This is a genomic window from Microbispora sp. ZYX-F-249 (assembly GCF_039649665.1).
GTDB lineage: Bacteria > Actinomycetota > Actinomycetes > Streptosporangiales > Streptosporangiaceae > Microbispora > Microbispora maris.
The window spans coordinates 36,428-54,951 of sequence record NZ_JBDJAW010000049.1; the positions used below are offsets into that span (position 1 = coordinate 36,428).

Here is an 18,524-nt window from a genome sequence, read left to right on the forward strand (position 1 = left end):
CGGATCGCCCGCCACCGGATCGCCCGCCCCCGCCTCCGCCTCCGCCGATCGGGGGTGGTCCCGGTGAGCGGCCGCCGCGTGCTACGGATCGCGGTCCGCGTCCTCATGGCGTTGGGCCTGCTCGCCGTCCTCGCGGTGGCGGGCGCCTTCGCCGCCGTCGGCCGCGGCGGCGCCCCCCAGACGGAGACGCGCCTCGGGGCCGATCCCCGGCTCGAGCGGCCGGACACGTTCCCGATCCCCAAGGTCAACGCGCCCGACGTGGTCGGATGGCCCTCCGGGAGGACGCCGACGGCGCCGGCGGGTTTCTCCGTCACGCGGTTCGCGGGCGGGCTGGACCACCCGCGCTGGCTCTACCTCCTCCCCAACGGCGACGTGCTCGTGGCCGAGTCCGCCACGCTGCCGAAGGCTCCCGACTCGGTCGTGACGCGGCTGTTGTCCTGGCTGCGCCGGGGCGACGGCTCGACCAGACAGCGGAGCGCCAACCGCATCACCCTGCTGCGCGACTCCGACGGGGACGGTGTCGCGGACTTCCGCGGCACGTTCCTGGACGGACTCAACCAGCCGTTCGGCATGGCCCTGCTGAGGGCGGCACCGCCGTACGCGGTCGGGCCGGACGCCGGGCCGGGCACCGAGGTCATGTTCTACGTCGCCGGCACCGACGGCGTGTGGCGCTTCCCGCACCGGCTCGGCGACACGCGGATCACCGCCCCCGGCGAGAAGGTCCTCGACCTGCCGGCGGGCGGATACAACAACCACTGGACGCGCAACCTGCTCGCCGCCGCCGACGGCTCCAAGCTCTACGTCACCGTCGGCTCCGCGAGCAACGCGGGCGAACACGGCCTGGACGTCGAGCGCGGGCGCGCCGCCGTGCTCGAACTCGACCCCGGCGGAGGCGGCGCGCGCGTCTACGCGTCCGGCCTCAGGAACCCCAACGGTCTCGGCATCGAGCCGGTCACCGGCACGCTCTGGGCCGTCGTCAACGAACGCGACGCCCTCGGCGACGACGTGTCCCCCGACTACCTGACCAGGGTCCGCGACGGCGACTTCTACGGCTGGCCGTGGAGCTACTGGGGTCGCAACGTCGACGACCGCGTCACGCCGCCCCGGCCGGATTTGGTGGCCAGGGCCCTGCGCCCGGACTACTCGCTGGGCGCCCACACCGCTCCGCTGGGGCTGGCCTTCTCCACGGGGCCGGCGTTCCCCACCGAGTATCGCGGCGGCGCGTTCGTCGGCGAGCACGGATCGTGGAACCGCGGCGACCCGGTGGGGTACAAGTCGTCTACGTGCCGTTCGCCCACGGCATGCCCAGCGGCCCGCCCCGCGACTTCCTCACCGGCTTCAAGCCCGGCCCCGGTGACAGCACGACCTACGGGCGCCCCGTGGGAGTCGTCCTCGACCGGGCCGGAGGCCTGCTGGTCGCCGACGACGCGGGCGACACCGTGTGGCGCGTCGCGCCGGAGAGCTGACACCACGGCGGCACGGCTCGGGGGTGCTGTGCCCCCGAGCCGGCTCGTGCGCCCTGCCGGGGGTCACCGCTGCCGGGCCAGAAGCCGCAGTCCGTTCCGCAGCAGCGCGAACGCGTGTTCCGCGTCGGCCACCGCGCCCGCGTAGCGCTCGTCGGCGGGCTCCCCGTACGCCAGGCGTTCGGCGTTGTCCTGCGCCAGCGCCCAGTGCACCGCGACGATCTGGACGGCGGCCAGCCGCGCCGTGAGCTCCGGGACGTCCGCCGTCTCCCGCAACGCCTGGGCGAGTGCGCGCTCGGCGCCGCTCTTGAACCGCTCCATCCGGGCCACCAGCGAGGGCGTGTCGAGGATCATCCGGTGCAGCTTCCGCACCTGGGGCGCGTCGTTGAGCCCGGTGATCGGGTCCCGCTCCCGCAGGCCGTCGAGGAAGTGCTCACGCAGCGCGGTGAGCGGGGCGGTGCGCGGCGGGCGGGCCCGCACGACGCGCGCCATCTCGGTCTCGTGGTCGGCGAGGCGATGCACCACGAGGTCTTCCTTCGCGGGGAAGTAGGCGAACAGCGTCCGTTTGGACACCTCGGCCGCCTCGGCCACCTGAGCCACCGAGACCTGGTTGAAGCCGTGTTCGAGGAACAGCGTGATCGCGGCCTCGGAGATCGCCGCGTGGGTCCGCCTCTTCTTCCGTTCCCGCAGCCCCGGCTCGCCGTCCACGACGTCACCGTAGCAAAGTATTGCCCCGGGGTTATTACTGCACCCGGTATACATTTGCCCCAAGGCGAGTTTTCCCGAGGCGAGATGGAGCGATGGCGATGGACGAGATCGAGACCGAGGTCGTCGTCGCGGGCGCCGGCCCGACCGGGCTGATGCTGGCGTACGAGCTCGCTCTGGCGGGGGTGGAGACCCTGGTGCTGGAGAAGCTGCCCCAGCGCATCGAACAGGTGAAGGGCGGCGGCATCCAGCCGCGTACCGCCGAACTGCTGGAGTCGCGCGGGCTGCTCGAACCGTTGCTGCGGCGTGCCACGCCGCGCGAGCCGGTCGGCGGGCACTTCGCGGCCCTGCCCGTCCCCCTGGACTGCACCCCATGGCGGACCAGGCACCCCTTCCCCATCGCGATCCCCCAGTGGGAGGTCGAGGAGGTGCTCGAAGAGCAGGCGGTCGCCGCCGGCGCGCGGGTTCTGCACGGGGCCGCCGTCTCCGGGGTCGAGCCCGGCGACGACGGCGTGGTCGTGACCGCGGGAGAACTGCGGGTGCGGGCGGGCTACCTCGCGGCGTGCGACGGCGGCCACAGCACGGTGCGCAAACTGCTCGGGCTGCCGTTTCCCGGCAGGCCCGGCACCCGTCGCGCGGTGCTGGCCGACATCCGCCTGTCCGCCGTCTCGCCACTGGTGCCGCGGCGGATCGGGCACATGAGCAGCCTGACCCGTCAAGCGGACGGCTACTGGGCGATGCTGGTCCCTCTGGGCGGCGACCGGTATCGGATCACCTTCGGGCGGACGGACCGGGCCGGCACCGACCGCGACACCCCGGTGACCGACGAGGAGATCATCGCCGGGCTGCGGGCCGTGTACGGCCCTGAGACCATCCTCGGCGCCGTGGACAACGCGTCCCGGTTCACCGACGCCACCCGGCAGGTGGAGCACTACCGCGTGGGCCGGGTCCTGTTCGCGGGCGACGCGGCGCACATCCATCCGCCGCTGGGCGGCCAAGGTCTCAACCTCGGCATACAGGACGCGTTCAACCTCGGGTGGAAACTGGCCGCGACCGTGCGGGACCGGGCGCCGAGCGGCCTGCTGGACAGCTACCACGCCGAACGGCATCCGGTCGGAGCCCAGGTCCTGCACCACACGTCGGCACAGCGCGTGCTGGCCGATCCCGAGCCGAGCGAGGACGTGGCCGCCCTGCGCGACATCTTCGTCGACCTGCTGCGCCTGCCCGACGCCAACCGTCACCTCGCGGGGCTGATGTCCGGCCTCTCGCTGCGCTACGAACTGCCCGGTAATCATCCGCTCATCGGGCAGCGCGTGCCGGACGCCGACCTAATCGCCGACGCCGGCCCCACCCGGGTGTCGGCGCTGTTCCGCGCGGGGCACGCCGTCCTGCTCGATCTGGCCGGAGCCGTCCCCGCCGGCCTCCGGCTTCCCCCACGAGTCGACCTCGTCCGTGCCACCTGCGCCGACGATCTGGGCGCCGCCGTCATGCTCATCCGTCCCGACGGCTACGTCTGCTGGGCCGCGGACGGCCTCACCGCCTCCGGCGACGACCTGCTCGCCGCGATCGCCGTCGCCGGCATCGCGACGCGGTGAAGATCACGAAGTGTCCGCCGGTACGGCGACGCCGCACTAAGATCGCATCCCGTGCTTCCGGACGGATTCTGGCGGATTGTCAGGACTGGATCAGTAGGTCTGGTTCTTGCGGCGGCGGTCGCGGGCCTGGTGCTCGGCGACGCCTGGCTCTGGGTGGCCGTCGAATGGTCGCCGCCGGCCTATGCGGGGTTCTACGGTCGCGGCGGGTTCGACACCTCGACGACGGTTGCGCTGCTCGTGGCCGCCCCGGTGAAGGCCGCGCTCCTGTGGCTGATCCTGCGCGCCCCCGCGCGGGGACCGCTGGACCGCCGGGCGAAGGCGCTGCGCCGGCTGCTGTATCTGGCGGTGGCGTACGCCCTCGTGCTGTGGTTCCCGATCGCGCTGCTCCCCGACGCGGTCGACGCGGCGTTCCAGCTCGCGCTGTGGACCGCGATCGACGTCCTCTACCTGCTCGTCATCCGCTGGCGGTCCCGCATGCTGCGCGCGGCGGCCGGAGCGATCTTCGCGGTCGAGCTGGCCGGGATGGCCGACGACCTGCTCGACGAACTCGACCTCCCGGAGCTCGGCAGGGGCGGCGTCGTCGGGCTGGGCTTGATGCTGGGCGGAGTGGCGGCGACCATCGTCACGCTCGCCGGGCAGCGGCGCGACGGCCGGTGGAGCCGCGGCACGCAGGCCGCCGGGTGGGTGTCGCTGGGCGTCTACGTGCTGGTGATCCCGCTCAACGTCTTCTACGGAAGGATCCCCGGCGGCGGCGATCTGGTGATGCCGGTAGTGACGGACGCGCTGGCACTCGTCGGCACCGTGTGGATCGCGGCGACCGCCCGTGAATTGCCCACCGAGGGCCGCCCGGCGGACCTTCCGCCCGCGCGGCGGCGCGCGATCCGCGTCGCGGTGGCGGCCGTGGCCCTGCTCCCGGTCATCGCGATGATCCACCCGGAGCAGACCCCGCACCTCACCTACACCGGCTGGTCCGCGGACTGCTACGACCGGCCCCGCTTCGGCGACCTGAAACCCGCGGAACGCGAGGCCGTGTTCCTGTGCCGTGCGCGGAGCACGGACGACGGCGTCTCGCCCATCTTCCCCGACAGCCTGTCGGACCAGCAGGTCCTCGCGTACGGGCGGGCGCTGTGCCGTGCGAAGGACCGCGAGGAGCAGCAGGCGATCCTGACGCGGGCCGGGAGCGCGCGGCCCGCCTGGGGCGCGGACCCGTGGGACCTCGTCTACGTCTGCCCGGAGATCGTCGGCGCCACCCATCCCGAGTTGCTGCGGTCGACCGCGGAGACGGAGGCGGCGAACGCCGCCTACATCGCCGAGGAGAACGCGAGCTGCCGCGACCCGTGGCCCCGGACGAAGGGTGTCGTCCAGGCCACGGCCAAATACTTCCTGTTCGCCGACGGGGATCACGGCTATCTGGTCCACGACCCCGATGACGAAACAGCCGGCGACGAGGCGGAGCAGGCCGTTGACGACCTCTACGACGACAACGCCCTCGTCGGGGTGGCCGGCAGCACGGCGCTCGTCGGGCATGTCGAGGACGTCATCGATCTGTGCCTCACGGTGAAGGCCCTCCGCACCCCGCCGCCACTTCGGACGGCCGGGTGGGATCAGGTCGACGAGGTACCGATCGTCAGCCGCAGCGGCAGACTCACCGTGCCGGAGATGGGCTACGATCAGGTGGGGGCGGGTGCACCCATGCCGAACCTGGCGATCGCGGGGCAGGGCCGCTACCGGCTGCGTGTCCACGTGCGGATCGGCGACGCGGGAGAGGAGCACCTGGTCGTCGTGTTCCCGGGCGCGTCGAGGAAGAGACTCACACTGAAGCCGTGAGCGGCGGCGTGGGCTGCTACGGGCGGTCGGTGGCCGTCACGCCGGGGGCCGGGATCGCGGTGGGCGGGAATATCCGATGACATCGCTCCCGGCTCTTTTCCGAATACTTGGCCGCCCGCCTCGGGTGATGCACCGTGCCAGGGGTAACGCGCACGTATGAATTCCGCGGAGTACCAAAACGAGCTGTACGCCCAAGGACGGACCGGCCGGCAGCCGCCCTATCCGATGACATTCGCGGAACTGGAGAAGAAGGCGTCGGCCGCGATGCCGCCGAAGGTCTGGGGGTATGTGGCCGGGGGCGCCGGTGACGAGCACACCCAGCGGGCCAACTGCGAGGCGTTCAAGCGCTGGGGCCTGTATCCGCGGATGCTGATCGCTCCGGCCGAGCGCGACATGTCGATCGAGTTGCTCGGGACGACGCTGCCCTCGCCGGTGTTCATGGCGCCCATCGGCGTGATCGGGGTGTGCGCCCAGGACGACCACGGCGACCTCGCATGCGCGCGGGCCTCCGCCCGGACGGGCGTCCCCTTCTTCGCGGCGACCCTGTCCGCCGATCCGATGGAGGACGTGGCGGCGGCGCTGGACGGCACGCCCGGCTTCTTCCAGCTCTACACGCCGCCGGACCGGGACCTGGCGGCGAGCCTGGTGCACCGCGCCGAGGCGGCGGGTTTCAAGGGCATCGCCGTCACCCTCGACACCTGGGTCACCGGCTGGCGGCCCCGGGACCTGCGCGGCTCGAACTACCCCCAGGTGCCCAGCGGATGCCTGCGCAACTACACCGAAGACCCCGTGTTCCGGCGGAGGCTGCGACCCGGCGAGGACGCCGTCGAGGCGGTGATCCGCACGATGCCGATCTTCGGCGGGCCGTTCCGGTGGGACGACCTCGACTGGCTGCGGTCGCAGACCCGGCTGCCGCTGATGCTCAAGGGCATCTGCCACCCCGACGACGCCCGTCGCGCCAAGGACCACGGCGCGGACGCCGTCTACTGTTCCAACCACGGCGGACGGCAGGCCGACGGAGGGCTGCCCGCCCTGGAGTGCCTGCCCGGCGTGCTCGAGGCCGCCGACGGGCTGCCGGTCCTGTTCGACTCGGGGGTGCGCAGCGGCGCCGACGTCGTCAAGGCGCTGGCGCTGGGCGCCACCGCGGTGGGAATCGGCCGGCCCTACGCGTACGGCCTGGCGGTCGGCGGCGTCGACGGCGTCGTGCACGTGCTGCGCTCCATCCTGGCCGAAGCGGACCTCATCATGGCGGTCGACGGTTACCCCACCCTCAAGGACCTCACGCCCGAGGCGCTGCGCCGCGTGCCGTGACCGGCCCGCGACGGGCCGCGGATGACGACGGCCCGCCGGAGGCGCCCCACTCGGTGATCAGTCCTCGCCGTGCCCCGGGTTCCGGCGCGCGACGTACAGGCGGTTGCCCTCGGGGCCGGTCCACTCCAGCCGTACGACGCCGGGCACGGCGGCGTCGGCGACGCGTGACGGGTCGGCCCAGTAGCCGACGTTGGGGTTGCGGAAGAACGTCGCCCACAGCTGACCGCTGCGGTCCGCGAAGATGTTGTTGTGGCCGGCGCCGACGCCCAGGGTCCACCGCTTGGAGTAGGGCCCCTCGAACCTGTCCGCGACGGCGACGACCGCGTCGTACTGGTACTGCACACGGCCCGGCGCGGCCGTGTCGTAGGCGTATCGCGTGCTGCCGTCCGTGTTCACCGACGACCGATCCCATGCGGCGTGGACGAGGTAGTACTTGCCTCCGTACTTGAAGACGTACGCGCCTTCCAGGTACGGCTCGGGCGCGTAGGGCGTCTGCTGGAACTTCGGCAGGTCCGTCGCCGGGACGATGTCCTCCATGTCATCCCGGAACTTCGCGTACAGGTTGTTGTGCAGCACGAGCCACGCGTCGTCGCCCTCGGTGTAGAGGCCGCCGTCGATGTGGTGGTAGGCGCCGGGCTCGATGAAGGCCGGCCCCCCGATGAAGGAGTCGCCGAAGGGCTTGTCGTGGTTGCCCTGGACGAGCCGATACGGACCCTCGACCCCGCCCTCGCTCACGAGCATGAACGAACCGACCTTCTGCGAGTGGTCGCCCATGCACGCGACGATGTACCACTTGCCGCGGAAGTAGTGCACCTCCGGCGCCCAGGCGTTGCCGCGCTTGCCGAACCGGTCGTCGTACCAGTACTCCTGCCACGGCGCGACGACCGTGCGCCCGGGCCGGTTCTCGCCGGCGAACTCGGGCGACCACACCTTGCCCTTCTCGGCGTCCGGCCGGATGCCGGTGGTGTCGGCCAGCCGCCACGGCCCGTGCAGGGACGGGGCCGTCCACACGAAGATGCCGTCGTTCCACGGGCCCGCCGCCTGGAGACCGGGCACCCGGGTGGTCCCCGTGGCGACGTAGACCGGACGGCCGCCGACGACGAAGCAGTTGACGTAGGTGTCCCGCATCCAGACCCGGCCGAGCTCCTCGTCGCGGGGGCGCGGCTCGAGCGGGAGGATGAAGGAGTTGTCGTCGCGCGGCCACAGGTCCGCCCGCGTGTCCGCGAGGCCGTAGGGCTCGGGCTCGGGCCAGTTCGACGGGTACCGCCCCTTCGGCGCGCCCCCGCCGGGCAACACCTTCGGGTCCGCGTGCGCGGCGGCCGCGGGCAGCGCCGCCGCGCCCAGCAGGCCCGCGACACCGGCCAGCACGGACCGCCGGCCAACGTGGAACCCGTTGCCGGAATCAGTCATCAGACACGTCCTCCCACCTCTTCGCAGGGCGCGGGTGCCCTGCCGGGAGGACACGCTAGTAAGGCGTATTTCGACAGTGAACAGACGACAGAAAGGTTTCGGTCCGCCTTCGCCGGCTCCGGCCGCGGACGTCGCCGGGGATTTCCCTATTTCCTACCGGCCGTGAATTCCTTCGTTCCCCGGCGCCGGAAACATAACGGCGACCGGAGCCGAAAACACGTTGCGGGACAGGGCCGGAACGCGGAACGCTCCCGATGTGAGAATGCACGCCGACCAGCTGACGGTGACACAGGAGACGGTGCGCGCCTTGGTGGACGAGCAGTTCCCCGAGTGGCGGAGCCTGCCCGTGACACGCGTCGGCGCCCACGGGACGGTCAACGCCATCTTCCGCATCGGCGACCGTTTCACTGCCCGGTTCCCGCTGCAGCCCGGCCCGGCCGGCGAGGTGCGGCGCCGGCTGGAGTCCGAAGCGCAGGCGGCCCGCGAGCTGGCGGGCAGCACCCGCTTTCCCACACCCGAGCCGGTCGCGCTCGGTGAGCCCGGCGCGGGGTACCCGCTTGCCTGGGCGGTGCAGACGTGGCTGCCCGGCACGGTGGCGGACGTCGAGGATCCGGGCCAGTCGATCGCGTTCGCCCACGACCTCGCCGATCTCATCACCGATCTGCGTGCGGCCGGCACGCGTGGCCGCACGTTCGCGGGCACGGGCCGGGGAGGCGACCTGCGCTCCCACGACGCCTGGATGGAGACGTGCTTCGAGCGCAGCGAACGGCTCCTGGACGTTCCCCGGCTGCGCCGGACGTGGGAGAGGCTCCGCGTCCTGCCCCGCGAGGCGCCCGACGTCATGTGCCACGGCGATCTCATTCCCGGCAACGTGCTCGTGTCCGCCGGCCGGCTGGCGGGGATTCTCGACGCCGGCGGTTTCGGGCCGGCCGATCCCGCTCTCGACCTCGTGAGCGCCTGGCATCTGTTGGAGGCGGGGCCGCGCCGGGTGCTCCGCCTCGACCTCAAGTGCGACGACCTGGAGTGGGAACGGGGCAAGGCGTGGGCCTTCGAACAGGCGATGGGGCTCGTCTGGTACTACCTCGACACCAACCCCGCCATGGCCCGCTTGGGCCGGCGCACGCTGGAACGCATCCTGGCCGACAGCGGGCCCGCCTGAGCCGGACCGATCCGATCACGGCGGCGTCAGCCGCGGGTGACCCGCACGCCGCCGAAGACGCCGTAGTTGCGCACGCGGATGACCGGTCCGGAGGAGTCCGGCGTTCCCGGGTCCACCCGGCGGCCGCCGAACAGGGTGAAGCCCTCGACCTCCACCGTGCATTCGGCGGGCACCCGCAGCCGCACGCCGCCCGCGATCGAGATCTTCGTGACCGAGGTGACCGGCGCGATCTCCGCGTCGCTGAGGTCGAGGTCGGCGCCCCCGAGGGGGGTGAGGACCACGGTGTCCGCGGGCGCCCGCCCCGGCCCTCGGCGCTTCAGACCGCCGAGAAGGGCGACGTGCCAGTCCGTACGCTGCGATGATGTCGTGTTCGTCATGACCTTCACGGTACGTACCGGCCGATGCGGCGATAAGTGCCGCGCGTCGTGTCATAACCCATGACACCTGTCATATCGGCGGCTCAGCCGTGGTGAGAGGCCTCGCGCCCGCTCATGCGCCGAGGCGGTAGACGCGTTCCGCCGTCCCCCGGAAGACCGCGTCACGCTCGGCCGCCGACAGCCCGGCGTCCGTGAGCAGCGCGCGCACGGTCTCGGCCCACAGGGGCAGCGCGCCCGCGAGGAGGCAGACGGGCCAGTCGGAGCCGAACATCAGACGCCCGGGCCCGAACGCGTCGAGCGCGACGTCGGCGTACGGCCGCAGCCGTGCCGCGTCCCAGTCGTCCCAGTCCGCCTCGGTGATCAGGCCGGAGAGCTTGGCCGTCACGTTCGGCTCGGCGGCCAGCTCCCGGACGAGAGCGGCCCACGGTTCGAGCTCGCCGGACGCGACCGGAGGTTTGGCCAGGTGATCGAGGACGAAGGTCAGCTCGGGAAGGGCCCGTACGGTCTCGATCGCGGCGGGCAGCTGGTGGGGCAGGACGAGCAGGTCGTAGACGAGCCCGGCCGCCGCCACCTGGCGCAGTCCTTCGCGGACGTCGTCGCGGGCGAGCCAGCGGGGGTCGGGTTCGCCCTGCACAAGGTGGCGGATGCCGCGCAGGAGTTCACCGCCCGGCGCGGCGGCGAGCGCGGCGAGTTCGGCGGCGAGGTCGGGCCGGGTGAGATCCGCCCACCCCACCACGGCGGCGACGGTGTCCGACCGCGCCGCCAGCGCGAGGAACTCCCGGGTCTCCTCGGCGTCGGGCAGGACCTGTACGAGCACCGAGCTCCCGATCCGCGCCTGCGCCGCGACGGCGGCGTAGTCGGAGGGGGTGAAGTCGCGGCGGATCGGCGCCATATGCGGAGGATCGAGCCAGGTCTGCGGCCGCCGGGACAGCTCCCACAGGTGGTGGTGAGCGTCGACGATCGTGCCAGTGGGTGCCGCATCGGGTGTCACGGTGGATGTCACAGCGCGTCGAAAGCCTCTCGTGCCAGTTCCCGTAATGGTTTTCCGGTGACCTGGGCCAGCCTGGCCAGGTCGTCGTGCTCGGGTTTGACCCCCCAGGGCCCGTGTTTCATCCGCACGTCCTGGCCGTACAGCCGCACGGTCTCGAAGTGCCGGGGCAGCGCCACCTTCTCGACCACGCTGCGCCGCAGCCCCAGGCTGCCCGTCTCGGCCAGGACGAGTTCCTGCAGACGGCCGGCCAGTTCGACGGGCGCGAGCACGTGCAGGACCTGCGCGGGCCGGCCCTTCTTCATGACCGCCGGCGTGGTCCACGCGTCCGCCGCGCCCGCGGCCAGCGCCCGCTCGATGACGTGCCCGAGGACCTCACCGGTCACGTCGTCGAGGTTCGTCGAGAGGACGACCTGGTGGTCCGGGGCGGCGGTGGGCGACCCGAGCATCGCCACCGTCACGTTCGGCCGGTCGGGCAGCTCACGGGTGCCCGCGCCGTACCCGGTGGCGCGCAGTTCCATCTCCGGGACCGCGCCGTACACCGGGCCGTACACCGCCCCCGCGGCGTGGAGCAGGGCCGCCCCGGTCGGCGTGACCGCCTCCCCCGCCGCTCCGCTCCGTACCCGCGCTCCCTTCAGCAGGGCGAGCGTGGCGGGAGCGGGCACGGGCAGCACGCCGTGCCGGGTCCGCACGGTGCCGCTGCCCAGTGGCAGCGGTGCGCAGTGGACGCGCGTCACGCCGAGGTCGCGCAGGGCCGCCGCGCAGCCGACGATGTCGATCAGCGTGTCGTGCCCGCCGAGCTCGTGCAGATGCACGCTGCCGGCCGCAACCCCGTGCAGCGCGCCCTCGGCCTCGGCGATCGCGGTCAGCGCCGCGTCGGCGACGGGCAGGCCGGCCCGGGCCGCCATCGCGATCAGCTCCGCGGCCGGCCGCTCAGCGGCGTCGTCCTCGACGTCGATCCGCACGCGGGTGGCGGTCAGCGCTCCGGTCCGCACCCGCTCGGCGTCCAGCCGCCACCCGGTCAGGCCGGTCAGGGCGACGGCCCGGCGTACGGCGTCGAGGGAGGCGCCCGCGTCCAATAGCGCCCCGAGCAGCATGTCGCCGGCCAGTCCGGTGAACGGATTCAGGAAGAGGATCACTTCGGCCCCCTCGTGAGGCGGAAGGCCGCGAGCGCGGCGGCGAATCCGGAGTCGATGTTGACCACGGTGATCCCCGCCGCGCACGAGGTGAGCATCGCGAGCAGGGCCGTCACGCCCTCCAGCGCGGCGCCGTACCCGGTGCTGGTGGGCACGGCGATCACCGGGGTCTCGACCAGCCCGCCGACCACGCTCGCCAGCGCCCCCTCCATACCGGCGATGACGATGACGCTGTCGGCCGCGCGCAGGTCCTCGACGGCGGCGAGCACGCGGTGCAGCCCGGCCACGCCCACGTCCCTGATCAGGGTGGTGCGCAGGCCGAGGGCGGCGGCGACGGCCGCGGCCTCGGCGGCCACCGGGCCGTCCGCGGTCCCGGCCGTGACCACGGCGACCGTGTGCCCGATCGGCCGGGCCGCACGCCAGACCAGCAGCCGGGCGTCCCGGTCGTACCGGCCGCCGGGGACGCCCCCGAGCACGGCGGCGGCGGCGTCGGGGTCCACCCGGGTCACCAGGACGGGCCCGGTGTTGCGGCCGAGCAGCGTGGTGACGATTCCGCTGATCTCGGACACCTGTTTGCCCGGACCGTAGACGATCTCGGGCAGTCCCTGGCGCGCCTCGCGGCCGAGGTCGACGCGCGCGTAACCGAGGTCGAGGGCGTCGCTCACGGGCTCCTCCTGCCCGACGGCGCGCGGCCGCGTCCGCTCCGCCTGTTCATGCCGGGACGATGTATCCGACGGTCAGCAGGAGGTTCGCGTAGAGCCGGTCGTCGCCGGTCGCCACCGCGAAGGCGACGTCGGGGCCCCTCGCGGCCTCGTAGAACTCCAGACGTCCCATGGGGTGGATGGGCCGGTCCGGGCCGAGCAACCGCCGGTAGCGGGTGAGCGCCTCGGGCTCGCCGCCTTCGTCGGGACGCATCGAGTGGACCGACTCCAGCGGCACGGCGTCCGCGACAAGCTCCAGGACGTCGTCCACGCGGACCAGCCCGGGACGCAGGTTGAGGTGGATCACCGGGGCGCCGGCCCGCACGTTGGTGGCGTGGGCGTAGTTGGCGTCGGCGAGCAGGATGCGCGATCCGTGGCCGGTGGCCGCGAGCGCCGACAGCAGCGGCGGGTGGATCAGGGGGTAGCGGAGCACGGTCATTCTCCCGCGAGGTACGGAATGGTCATGGGCCCCTCCGGCAGGACGCAGACCCTGCCGGGCAGTGCCCGCACCGCGGCGGCGATGTCGCCGGTCTGCTCCAGATGGGCGGCGGCGAGGTCGGCGTCGCTCAGATGCGAGGTGTGCATGACCACGCGGGCGTGCCGCTGGATGCGGGCCTGGATCTGGACCTGCCACTGGTCGGGCACGGTCTCGGTGCGGCGGGAGATCTCCTCGAACAACGCGTCCGGGGAGGCCGCGGAGGTGAGCACGTCCCGGTAGGAGCCGTGGTCGGGGAACCCGTCCCGGCACTCGGCGGCGCAGATGATCGTGCCGCCGGGCCTGACGACCTGAGCGGCGGCGCTCATGCCCTTGACCGACTGGTAGAGGTTCTGGTCCAGCGGGAAGCCGGCGTTGGTGGTGACGACCACGTCGAAGGGCGCGGCGACCGGGCGCATCGCGGCGGCGCGGGCGGCGGCCGTGGCGGCGGCGTGCATCGCCGGCAGGTCGCCGCCGAACGCCCGGACGATCTTCTGTTCCCGGTTGAGCACGACGTCGAGGGCGAAGGTGACGCCGGTCGCCTCCGCGATGGCCCGGACGTCGTCGTGGACCGGGTTGCCCTCGATGACTCCCCAGGTGGCGCGGGGATCACCGATGCGGGCCGCGTCGTGCAGCGTGAGCACGGTCTCCAGGGCGGCGAGGCCGGGCGCGACCAGCTTGGGGCCGCCGGAGAACCCGGCGAAGAAGTGCGGCTCGACGAAGCCGGTCGTGATCCGCACGTCGGCGTCCGTCCACTCCCGGTTCAGCCAGACCGGCACGTCCTTGCCGTGACGGCCCATCCACCTCAGCGACGCCGCGTCGCGCGCGTCGTGGTTGACGATCCGTACGGCGTCGACGACCTGGTCGCCGAACATCGCGCGCAGTTCGGCGTCGCTGTTGCCGCGGTGGGTGCCGGTGGCCACCAGGATCACCACGTCGCCGGTGTCGACGATCCCGTCCAGCTCGGCCAGGATCGCCGGGATCATCAGGTGGCGCGGCTGGGGCCGGGTCCCGTCGCAGGCCGAGATCGCCACCGTCTGCCCGGGCCGCACCCGCTCCCGCAGCGGCGGGCCCGCGACCGGCTCGCGCAGGGCCCGGCGCAGTTCGGCGGCCTCGTCCGCCACTGCGGGCCGGGCGACCGGCGCGATCACCGTGGTCCGGTCGTCCGGCAGGTCCACCACGAGCCCGTCGGCGCCGTAGGCGAGCTCAACCCGCATGGTCCAGCTCCTCCCACAGTTCGGCGGGCACGGGGGTGGCGGCCAGATCCAGGTCCTCCCGCACCTCCTCCGCGCTGCGCGCGCCGAACAGGACCGTGGTGACGGCCGGATGCCGGTGCGGGAACAGCAGGGCCGCCGCCGGCAGCGGCACGCCGTACGACGCGCAGATCCCCGCCAGCTCGCGCGCCCGCCGCAGCACGGCCGGCGGGGCGGCGTCGTAGTCGTAGGTGGTGCCCCCGGCGAGGACGCCGCTGTTGAACACCCCGGCGGCGACGACGGCGACGCCGCGCCGTTCGCATTCGGGCAGCAACTCCTCGGCGGCGGAACGGTCGAGCAGCGTGTAGCGCCCCGCGACCAGCACGGTGTCCACGTCGGTCTCGCGGACGAACCTGGTCAGCATCTCGGCCTGGTTCATCCCGGCGCCGATCGCGCCGATCACCCCCTGGTCGCGCAGCTCGGCCAGCGCGGGGTACGCCTCGCCCGCGGCCTGCTCCCAGTGGTCGTCCGGGTCGTGGATGAACACCAGGTCGAACCGGTCCAGCCCGGTGCGCCGCAGGCTGTCGTCCAGCGAGCGCAGCACGCCGTCGCGGCTGTAGTCCCGCACCCGGACGTACTGCGTGCGGCCGGGGAAGCCGTCCTCCTCGCCCTGCCCCGGCACCAGGACGCGGCCGACCTTCGTGGAGACGATCGCCTCCCCCGCGGCCCGACCGGGCAGGCCGCGCAGGAAGCGTCCGAGACGCTCCTCCGCCAGGCCGGTCCCGTAGTGCGGCGCGGTGTCGAAGTAGCGGATCCCCGCCTCCCACGCGGCGGCCAGCGCCTGCTCGGCCTGCTGTTCGCTCACCGGCGAGAACAGCCCGCCCAGCGGCGCGGTGCCCAGCCCGTACGGCCCGAGGGAGAGCTTCACGAGCTCACCGGCCTCAGCCGCAGTCCGGACATCCCGCCGTCCACGGCCAGCTCGACCCCGGCCGTGGATCCCGCGCGCGGGCTGGCCAGGTACGCGACGGCGTGGGCGACCTCCTGCGCCGTGACCAGGCGGCCGTGCGGCTGGCGGGCGCACAGCGCCGCGCGTTCGGCCTCCGGGTCGGGGGCGGCGTCCAGCAGCCGGCCGACCCAGGGGGTGTCGACGGTGCCGGGGTTGACGCAGTTGACCCGGATCCCCTCACGGAGATGGTCGGCCGCCATCGCGCGGGTGAGCGCGAGCACCGCCCCCTTGGACGCCGAGTACAGCGCCCGCTGCGGCAGCCCCGCGGTGGCGGCGATCGAGCAGGTGTTGACGATCGCCGCGTGCGGGGAGGTGCGCAGGTGCGGCAGCGCCGCCCGGGTCACCCGGGCGATCCCCACCACGTTCAGGTCGAACACCCGCAGCCATTCGGCGTCGTCGTTGTCGGCCACCGTGCCCTGCGCGCCGATGCCCGCGTTGTTCACCAGCACGTCGATCCGGCCGTACCGCTCGGCCACCGCCGCCACCGCGGCGCGTACGGAGGCGTCGTCGGTGACGTCGCAGACGAACTCGGTGTCCTTGAGGTCCAGAACGGCGACCCGGGCGCCCCGCGCGGCCAGTTCCTCGGCGACGGCCCTGCCGATGCCCGAGGCCCCGCCGGTGACGACCGCCACCAGGCCCTCGAACTCCTCACTCATGCCTGGCCCACCCGCTGGCGCTGGCGGCCGAGGCCGTCGATCTCCAGCTCCACCACGTCGCCCTCCCGCAGGTACGCCTGCGGGCCGCGGCCGAGCGCCACACCGGCCGGAGTGCCGGTGTTCACGACGTCGCCCGGCTCCAGCACCATGAACTGGCTGAGGTACCAGATCACGTGATGCACGCCGAAGATCTGGTTCTTCGTGTTCCCGTTCTGGCGCAGCTCGCCGTTGACCCACAACCGCAGGCCCAGCGCCTGCGGGTCGCCGGTCTCGTCCGCCGTCACCAGCCACGGGCCGAGCGGGTTGAACGTCTCACACGACTTGCCCTTGTCCCACTGACCGCCGCGCTCGTTCTGGAACTCCCGCTCCGACACGTCGTTGGCGATCGCGTACCCGGCGATCACTTCCGCAGCGTCCTCCGGGGAGTCCAGGTAACGGGCCGTACGTCCGAGGATCACCGCCAGCTCGACCTCGTAGTCGGTCTTCACGCTGCGCCGCGGCACCAGCACCTCGTCGTCGGGACCGACGAGTGTGTTGGACGCCTTCATGAACACCACCGGCTCGGCGGGGAGCGCCGCCCCGGTCTCCTCCGCGTGGTCGGAGTAGTTCAGGCCGATGCACACGATCTTCCCCGGCCTGGCGATCGGCGCGCCCACCCGCTCGTACGGCCCGGCCTCGGGCAGCGCGCCCTCCGCCAGGGCGGCCCGCACGCGCTCGACGCCTCCTCCCGCGAGGAACGCGCCGTCGATGTCGGCCGTCAGCGACGACAGGTCGAGCACCCGCCCGTCCGGTCCCATCGCACAAGGCCGCTCCTCACCCGCCGGACCCACTCGCAACAGCTTCACGATCTGCCTTCTCCCGCTGGTGTCACAGGTGCGTATGTTGTGCCGAGCCTGTCAGATTCATCGGGTTGAAGTAAAGCCTCTTATGGGGCATTTGCCGATTCTCTTGACCATCGCCCCCGGTGACCCTACTGTTCGATCCATATTCATCCGACCAATTGGAGTCCGCCCATGCCGGTGATCACTTCCGTGGACGTGATCGACATCAGGTTCCCCACCTCCGCGACACTCGACGGCTCGGACGCGATGAACCCGGACGGCGACTACTCGGCGGCCTACGTGGTGCTGGAGACCGACGGCGATCTGGCCGGGTACGGCCTGACGTTCACCATCGGGCGCGGCAACGACCTGTGCGTGGCCGCGGCCCGGCAGATCGGGGGCCGGCTGGCCGGGCGTGACGTGGACGCGCTGGCGGGCGACCTTGGCGGCCTTTACCGGGAGATCATGTCCGACAGCCAGATGCGCTGGCTCGGCCCGGAGAAGGGCGTGGTGCACCTCGCCGCCGCGGCCGTGCTGAACGCGGCCTGGGACCTTGCCGCACGCCGGGCAGGCGTGCCTCTGTGGCGCCTCATTGCCGACATGCCGCCCGAGGATCTGGTGGCCGCCTGCGACTTCCGCTATCTGTCCGACGTGCTGACCCCCGCGGAGGCCGTCGAGATGCTGGCCGGGCTCGCGCCGACGCGCGGGGAACGGATCGCCGAGCTCGCCGAGCGCGGCTACCCCGCCTACAACACCACCCCGGGCTGGCTCGGCTACGACGACGGCAAACTGCGCCACCTTCTCCGTGCGGCCGTCGCCGACGGCTGGACGCACGTCAAGCTCAAGGTCGGCGCGAACGTCGAGGACGACGTCCGCCGCCTGTCGATCGCCCGGGAGGAGCTCGGCGAGCGCACCCTGATGATCGACGCCAACCAGGTGTGGGACGTGCCCCAGGCCATCGAGTGGGTCAACCGGCTCGCGCCGTACGAGCCGCTGTGGATCGAGGAGCCGACCAGCCCCGACGACGTCCTCGGCCACGCCGCCATCCGCAAGGCCGTCGCCCCCGTCGGCGTCGCCACCGGTGAGCACTGCCACAACCGGGTCATGTTCAAGCAGCTCCTGCAGGCCGGCGCGATCGACTACTGCCAGATCGACTCCTGCCGCCTGGCGTCGGTGAACGAGATCGTCCCCGTGCTGCTGATGGCGGCCAAGTTCGGCGTGCCGGTCTGCCCGCACGCGGGGGGCGTGGGCCTGTGCGAGCTGGTCCAGCACATGTCCGTCGTCGACTACGTCTGCGTGAGCGGCAGCCTGGAGGGCCGGGTCCTCGAGTACGTCGACCACCTGCACGAGCACTTCACCGACCCCGTCCGCATCGAGCGCGGCCACTACCGGCTGCCCGAGGCCCCCGGCTACAGCGCCCGCATGCGTCCCGAGTCGATCGCCGGCTACCGCTACCCCGACGGCCACCATTGGGGAGGCTGAGTGGGCGCCATCGAGACGGCGATCGACACGGTCAAACAGATGATCATCGACGGGAAGCTGCGCCCCGGGCAGAAGCTTCCCGCCGAGAAGGACCTCGCCGACCAGCTCGGCGTCGCCCGCAACACTCTGCGTGAGGCCGTACGCGCGCTGATCGCCATGCGGGTCCTGCAGACACGCCAGGGCGACGGCACCTACGTCACCAGCCTGTCCCCTGGCCTC

General features: G+C 72.8%; 18 protein-coding genes. 7 read left to right on the top strand and 11 right to left on the bottom strand.

What is annotated here, in order from left to right; all coding sequences use genetic code 11:
- Positions 1 to 63 precede the first annotated feature (63 nt).
- Positions 64 to 1,611 carry a PQQ-dependent sugar dehydrogenase gene (locus AAH991_RS35220; RefSeq protein ID WP_346230266.1) on the top strand — a complete coding sequence of 516 codons (1,548 nt, stop codon included), beginning with the start codon at positions 64 to 66 and terminating at the stop codon, positions 1,609 to 1,611.
- Here AAH991_RS35220 and AAH991_RS35225 read toward each other — a convergent pair.
- On the bottom strand, positions 1,530 to 2,171 hold the full coding sequence (locus tag AAH991_RS35225; protein ID WP_346230267.1) for a TetR/AcrR family transcriptional regulator: 642 nt from the start codon (positions 2,169 to 2,171) through the stop codon (positions 1,530 to 1,532). The two genes, AAH991_RS35220 and AAH991_RS35225, sit on opposite strands and share 82 nt — an antisense overlap.
- 98 nt (positions 2,172 to 2,269) lie before the next feature.
- On the opposite strand from AAH991_RS35225, the gene AAH991_RS35230 reads away from it, so the two are divergent.
- The 3 genes from AAH991_RS35230 (at position 2,270) to AAH991_RS35240 (ending at position 6,901) form a co-directional block, all read left to right on the top strand.
- Positions 2,270 to 3,763, top strand: coding sequence for an FAD-dependent monooxygenase (locus tag AAH991_RS35230; protein WP_346230268.1), 1,494 nt, complete (start codon positions 2,270 to 2,272; stop codon positions 3,761 to 3,763).
- 51 nt (positions 3,764 to 3,814) lie between these two features.
- Complete coding sequence (locus AAH991_RS35235; RefSeq protein ID WP_346230269.1) at positions 3,815 to 5,590, top strand: hypothetical protein; 1,776 nt, start codon at positions 3,815 to 3,817, stop codon at positions 5,588 to 5,590.
- A 156-nt stretch (positions 5,591 to 5,746) separates the two neighbouring features.
- Positions 5,747 to 6,901 carry an alpha-hydroxy-acid oxidizing protein gene (locus AAH991_RS35240; protein WP_346230270.1) on the top strand — a complete coding sequence of 385 codons (1,155 nt, stop codon included), beginning with the start codon at positions 5,747 to 5,749 and terminating at the stop codon, positions 6,899 to 6,901.
- Positions 6,902 to 6,958: 57 nt separating this feature from the next.
- Here AAH991_RS35240 and AAH991_RS35245 read toward each other — a convergent pair whose 3' ends face one another.
- Positions 6,959 to 8,311: a family 43 glycosylhydrolase gene (locus tag AAH991_RS35245; RefSeq protein ID WP_346230271.1), complete on the bottom strand. Its 1,353-nt coding sequence runs from the start codon at positions 8,309 to 8,311 to the stop codon at positions 6,959 to 6,961.
- A gap of 262 nt (positions 8,312 to 8,573) precedes the next feature.
- On the opposite strand from AAH991_RS35245, the gene AAH991_RS35250 reads away from it, so the two are divergent.
- A complete protein-coding gene (locus AAH991_RS35250; protein WP_346230283.1) occupies positions 8,574 to 9,470 on the top strand; it encodes an aminoglycoside phosphotransferase family protein in 897 nt (298 codons plus the stop codon).
- A gap of 26 nt (positions 9,471 to 9,496) precedes the next feature.
- On the opposite strand, the gene AAH991_RS35255 is transcribed toward AAH991_RS35250, so the two are convergent.
- The 9 genes from AAH991_RS35255 to AAH991_RS35295 form a co-directional block, all read right to left on the bottom strand.
- Complete coding sequence (locus AAH991_RS35255; RefSeq protein ID WP_346230272.1) at positions 9,497 to 9,847, bottom strand: hypothetical protein; 351 nt, start codon at positions 9,845 to 9,847, stop codon at positions 9,497 to 9,499.
- Positions 9,848 to 9,959: 112 nt separating this feature from the next.
- Positions 9,960 to 10,838, bottom strand: a complete 879-nt coding sequence (locus AAH991_RS35260) for an amidohydrolase family protein (RefSeq protein WP_346230273.1) — start codon at positions 10,836 to 10,838, stop codon at positions 9,960 to 9,962.
- A gap of 8 nt (positions 10,839 to 10,846) precedes the next feature.
- Entirely contained in the window at positions 10,847 to 11,974 is a 1,128-nt protein-coding gene (gene larC / locus AAH991_RS35265; protein ID WP_346230274.1) for a nickel pincer cofactor biosynthesis protein LarC, read from the bottom strand.
- Positions 11,971 to 12,636 carry a nickel pincer cofactor biosynthesis protein LarB gene (larB, locus tag AAH991_RS35270; RefSeq protein WP_346230275.1) on the bottom strand — a complete coding sequence of 222 codons (666 nt, stop codon included), beginning with the start codon at positions 12,634 to 12,636 and terminating at the stop codon, positions 11,971 to 11,973. Before larB ends, larC begins: the two co-directional genes overlap by 4 nt.
- A 46-nt stretch (positions 12,637 to 12,682) precedes the next feature.
- The gene (locus AAH991_RS35275; RefSeq protein ID WP_346230276.1) at positions 12,683 to 13,105 is read right to left on the bottom strand and encodes an RbsD/FucU family protein; all 423 of its coding nucleotides are present in this window, start codon (positions 13,103 to 13,105) and stop codon (positions 12,683 to 12,685) included.
- 2 nt (positions 13,106 to 13,107) lie between these two features.
- Positions 13,108 to 14,364: a nickel-dependent lactate racemase gene (gene larA / locus AAH991_RS35280; protein WP_346230277.1), complete on the bottom strand. Its 1,257-nt coding sequence runs from the start codon at positions 14,362 to 14,364 to the stop codon at positions 13,108 to 13,110.
- Positions 14,354 to 15,268: an aldo/keto reductase gene (locus AAH991_RS35285; protein ID WP_346230278.1), complete on the bottom strand. Its 915-nt coding sequence runs from the start codon at positions 15,266 to 15,268 to the stop codon at positions 14,354 to 14,356. Before AAH991_RS35285 ends, larA begins: the two co-directional genes overlap by 11 nt.
- Positions 15,265 to 16,002, bottom strand: coding sequence for an SDR family NAD(P)-dependent oxidoreductase (locus tag AAH991_RS35290; RefSeq protein WP_346230279.1), 738 nt, complete (start codon positions 16,000 to 16,002; stop codon positions 15,265 to 15,267). The genes AAH991_RS35285 and AAH991_RS35290 overlap by 4 nt, the downstream gene beginning before the upstream one ends.
- Positions 15,999 to 16,799: a fumarylacetoacetate hydrolase family protein gene (locus tag AAH991_RS35295; RefSeq protein ID WP_346230280.1), complete on the bottom strand. Its 801-nt coding sequence runs from the start codon at positions 16,797 to 16,799 to the stop codon at positions 15,999 to 16,001. Before AAH991_RS35295 ends, AAH991_RS35290 begins: the two co-directional genes overlap by 4 nt.
- A 216-nt stretch (positions 16,800 to 17,015) precedes the next feature.
- Here AAH991_RS35295 and AAH991_RS35300 point away from each other — a divergent pair, with 216 nt between their 5' ends.
- Both AAH991_RS35300 and AAH991_RS35305 read left to right on the top strand, forming a co-directional pair.
- Positions 17,016 to 18,305, top strand: a complete 1,290-nt coding sequence (locus tag AAH991_RS35300; RefSeq protein WP_346230281.1) for an enolase C-terminal domain-like protein — start codon at positions 17,016 to 17,018, stop codon at positions 18,303 to 18,305.
- On the top strand, positions 18,306 to 18,524 hold a 219-nt coding region (locus AAH991_RS35305; RefSeq protein WP_346230282.1), incomplete at its 3' end, for a FadR/GntR family transcriptional regulator. It abuts the gene before it with no gap.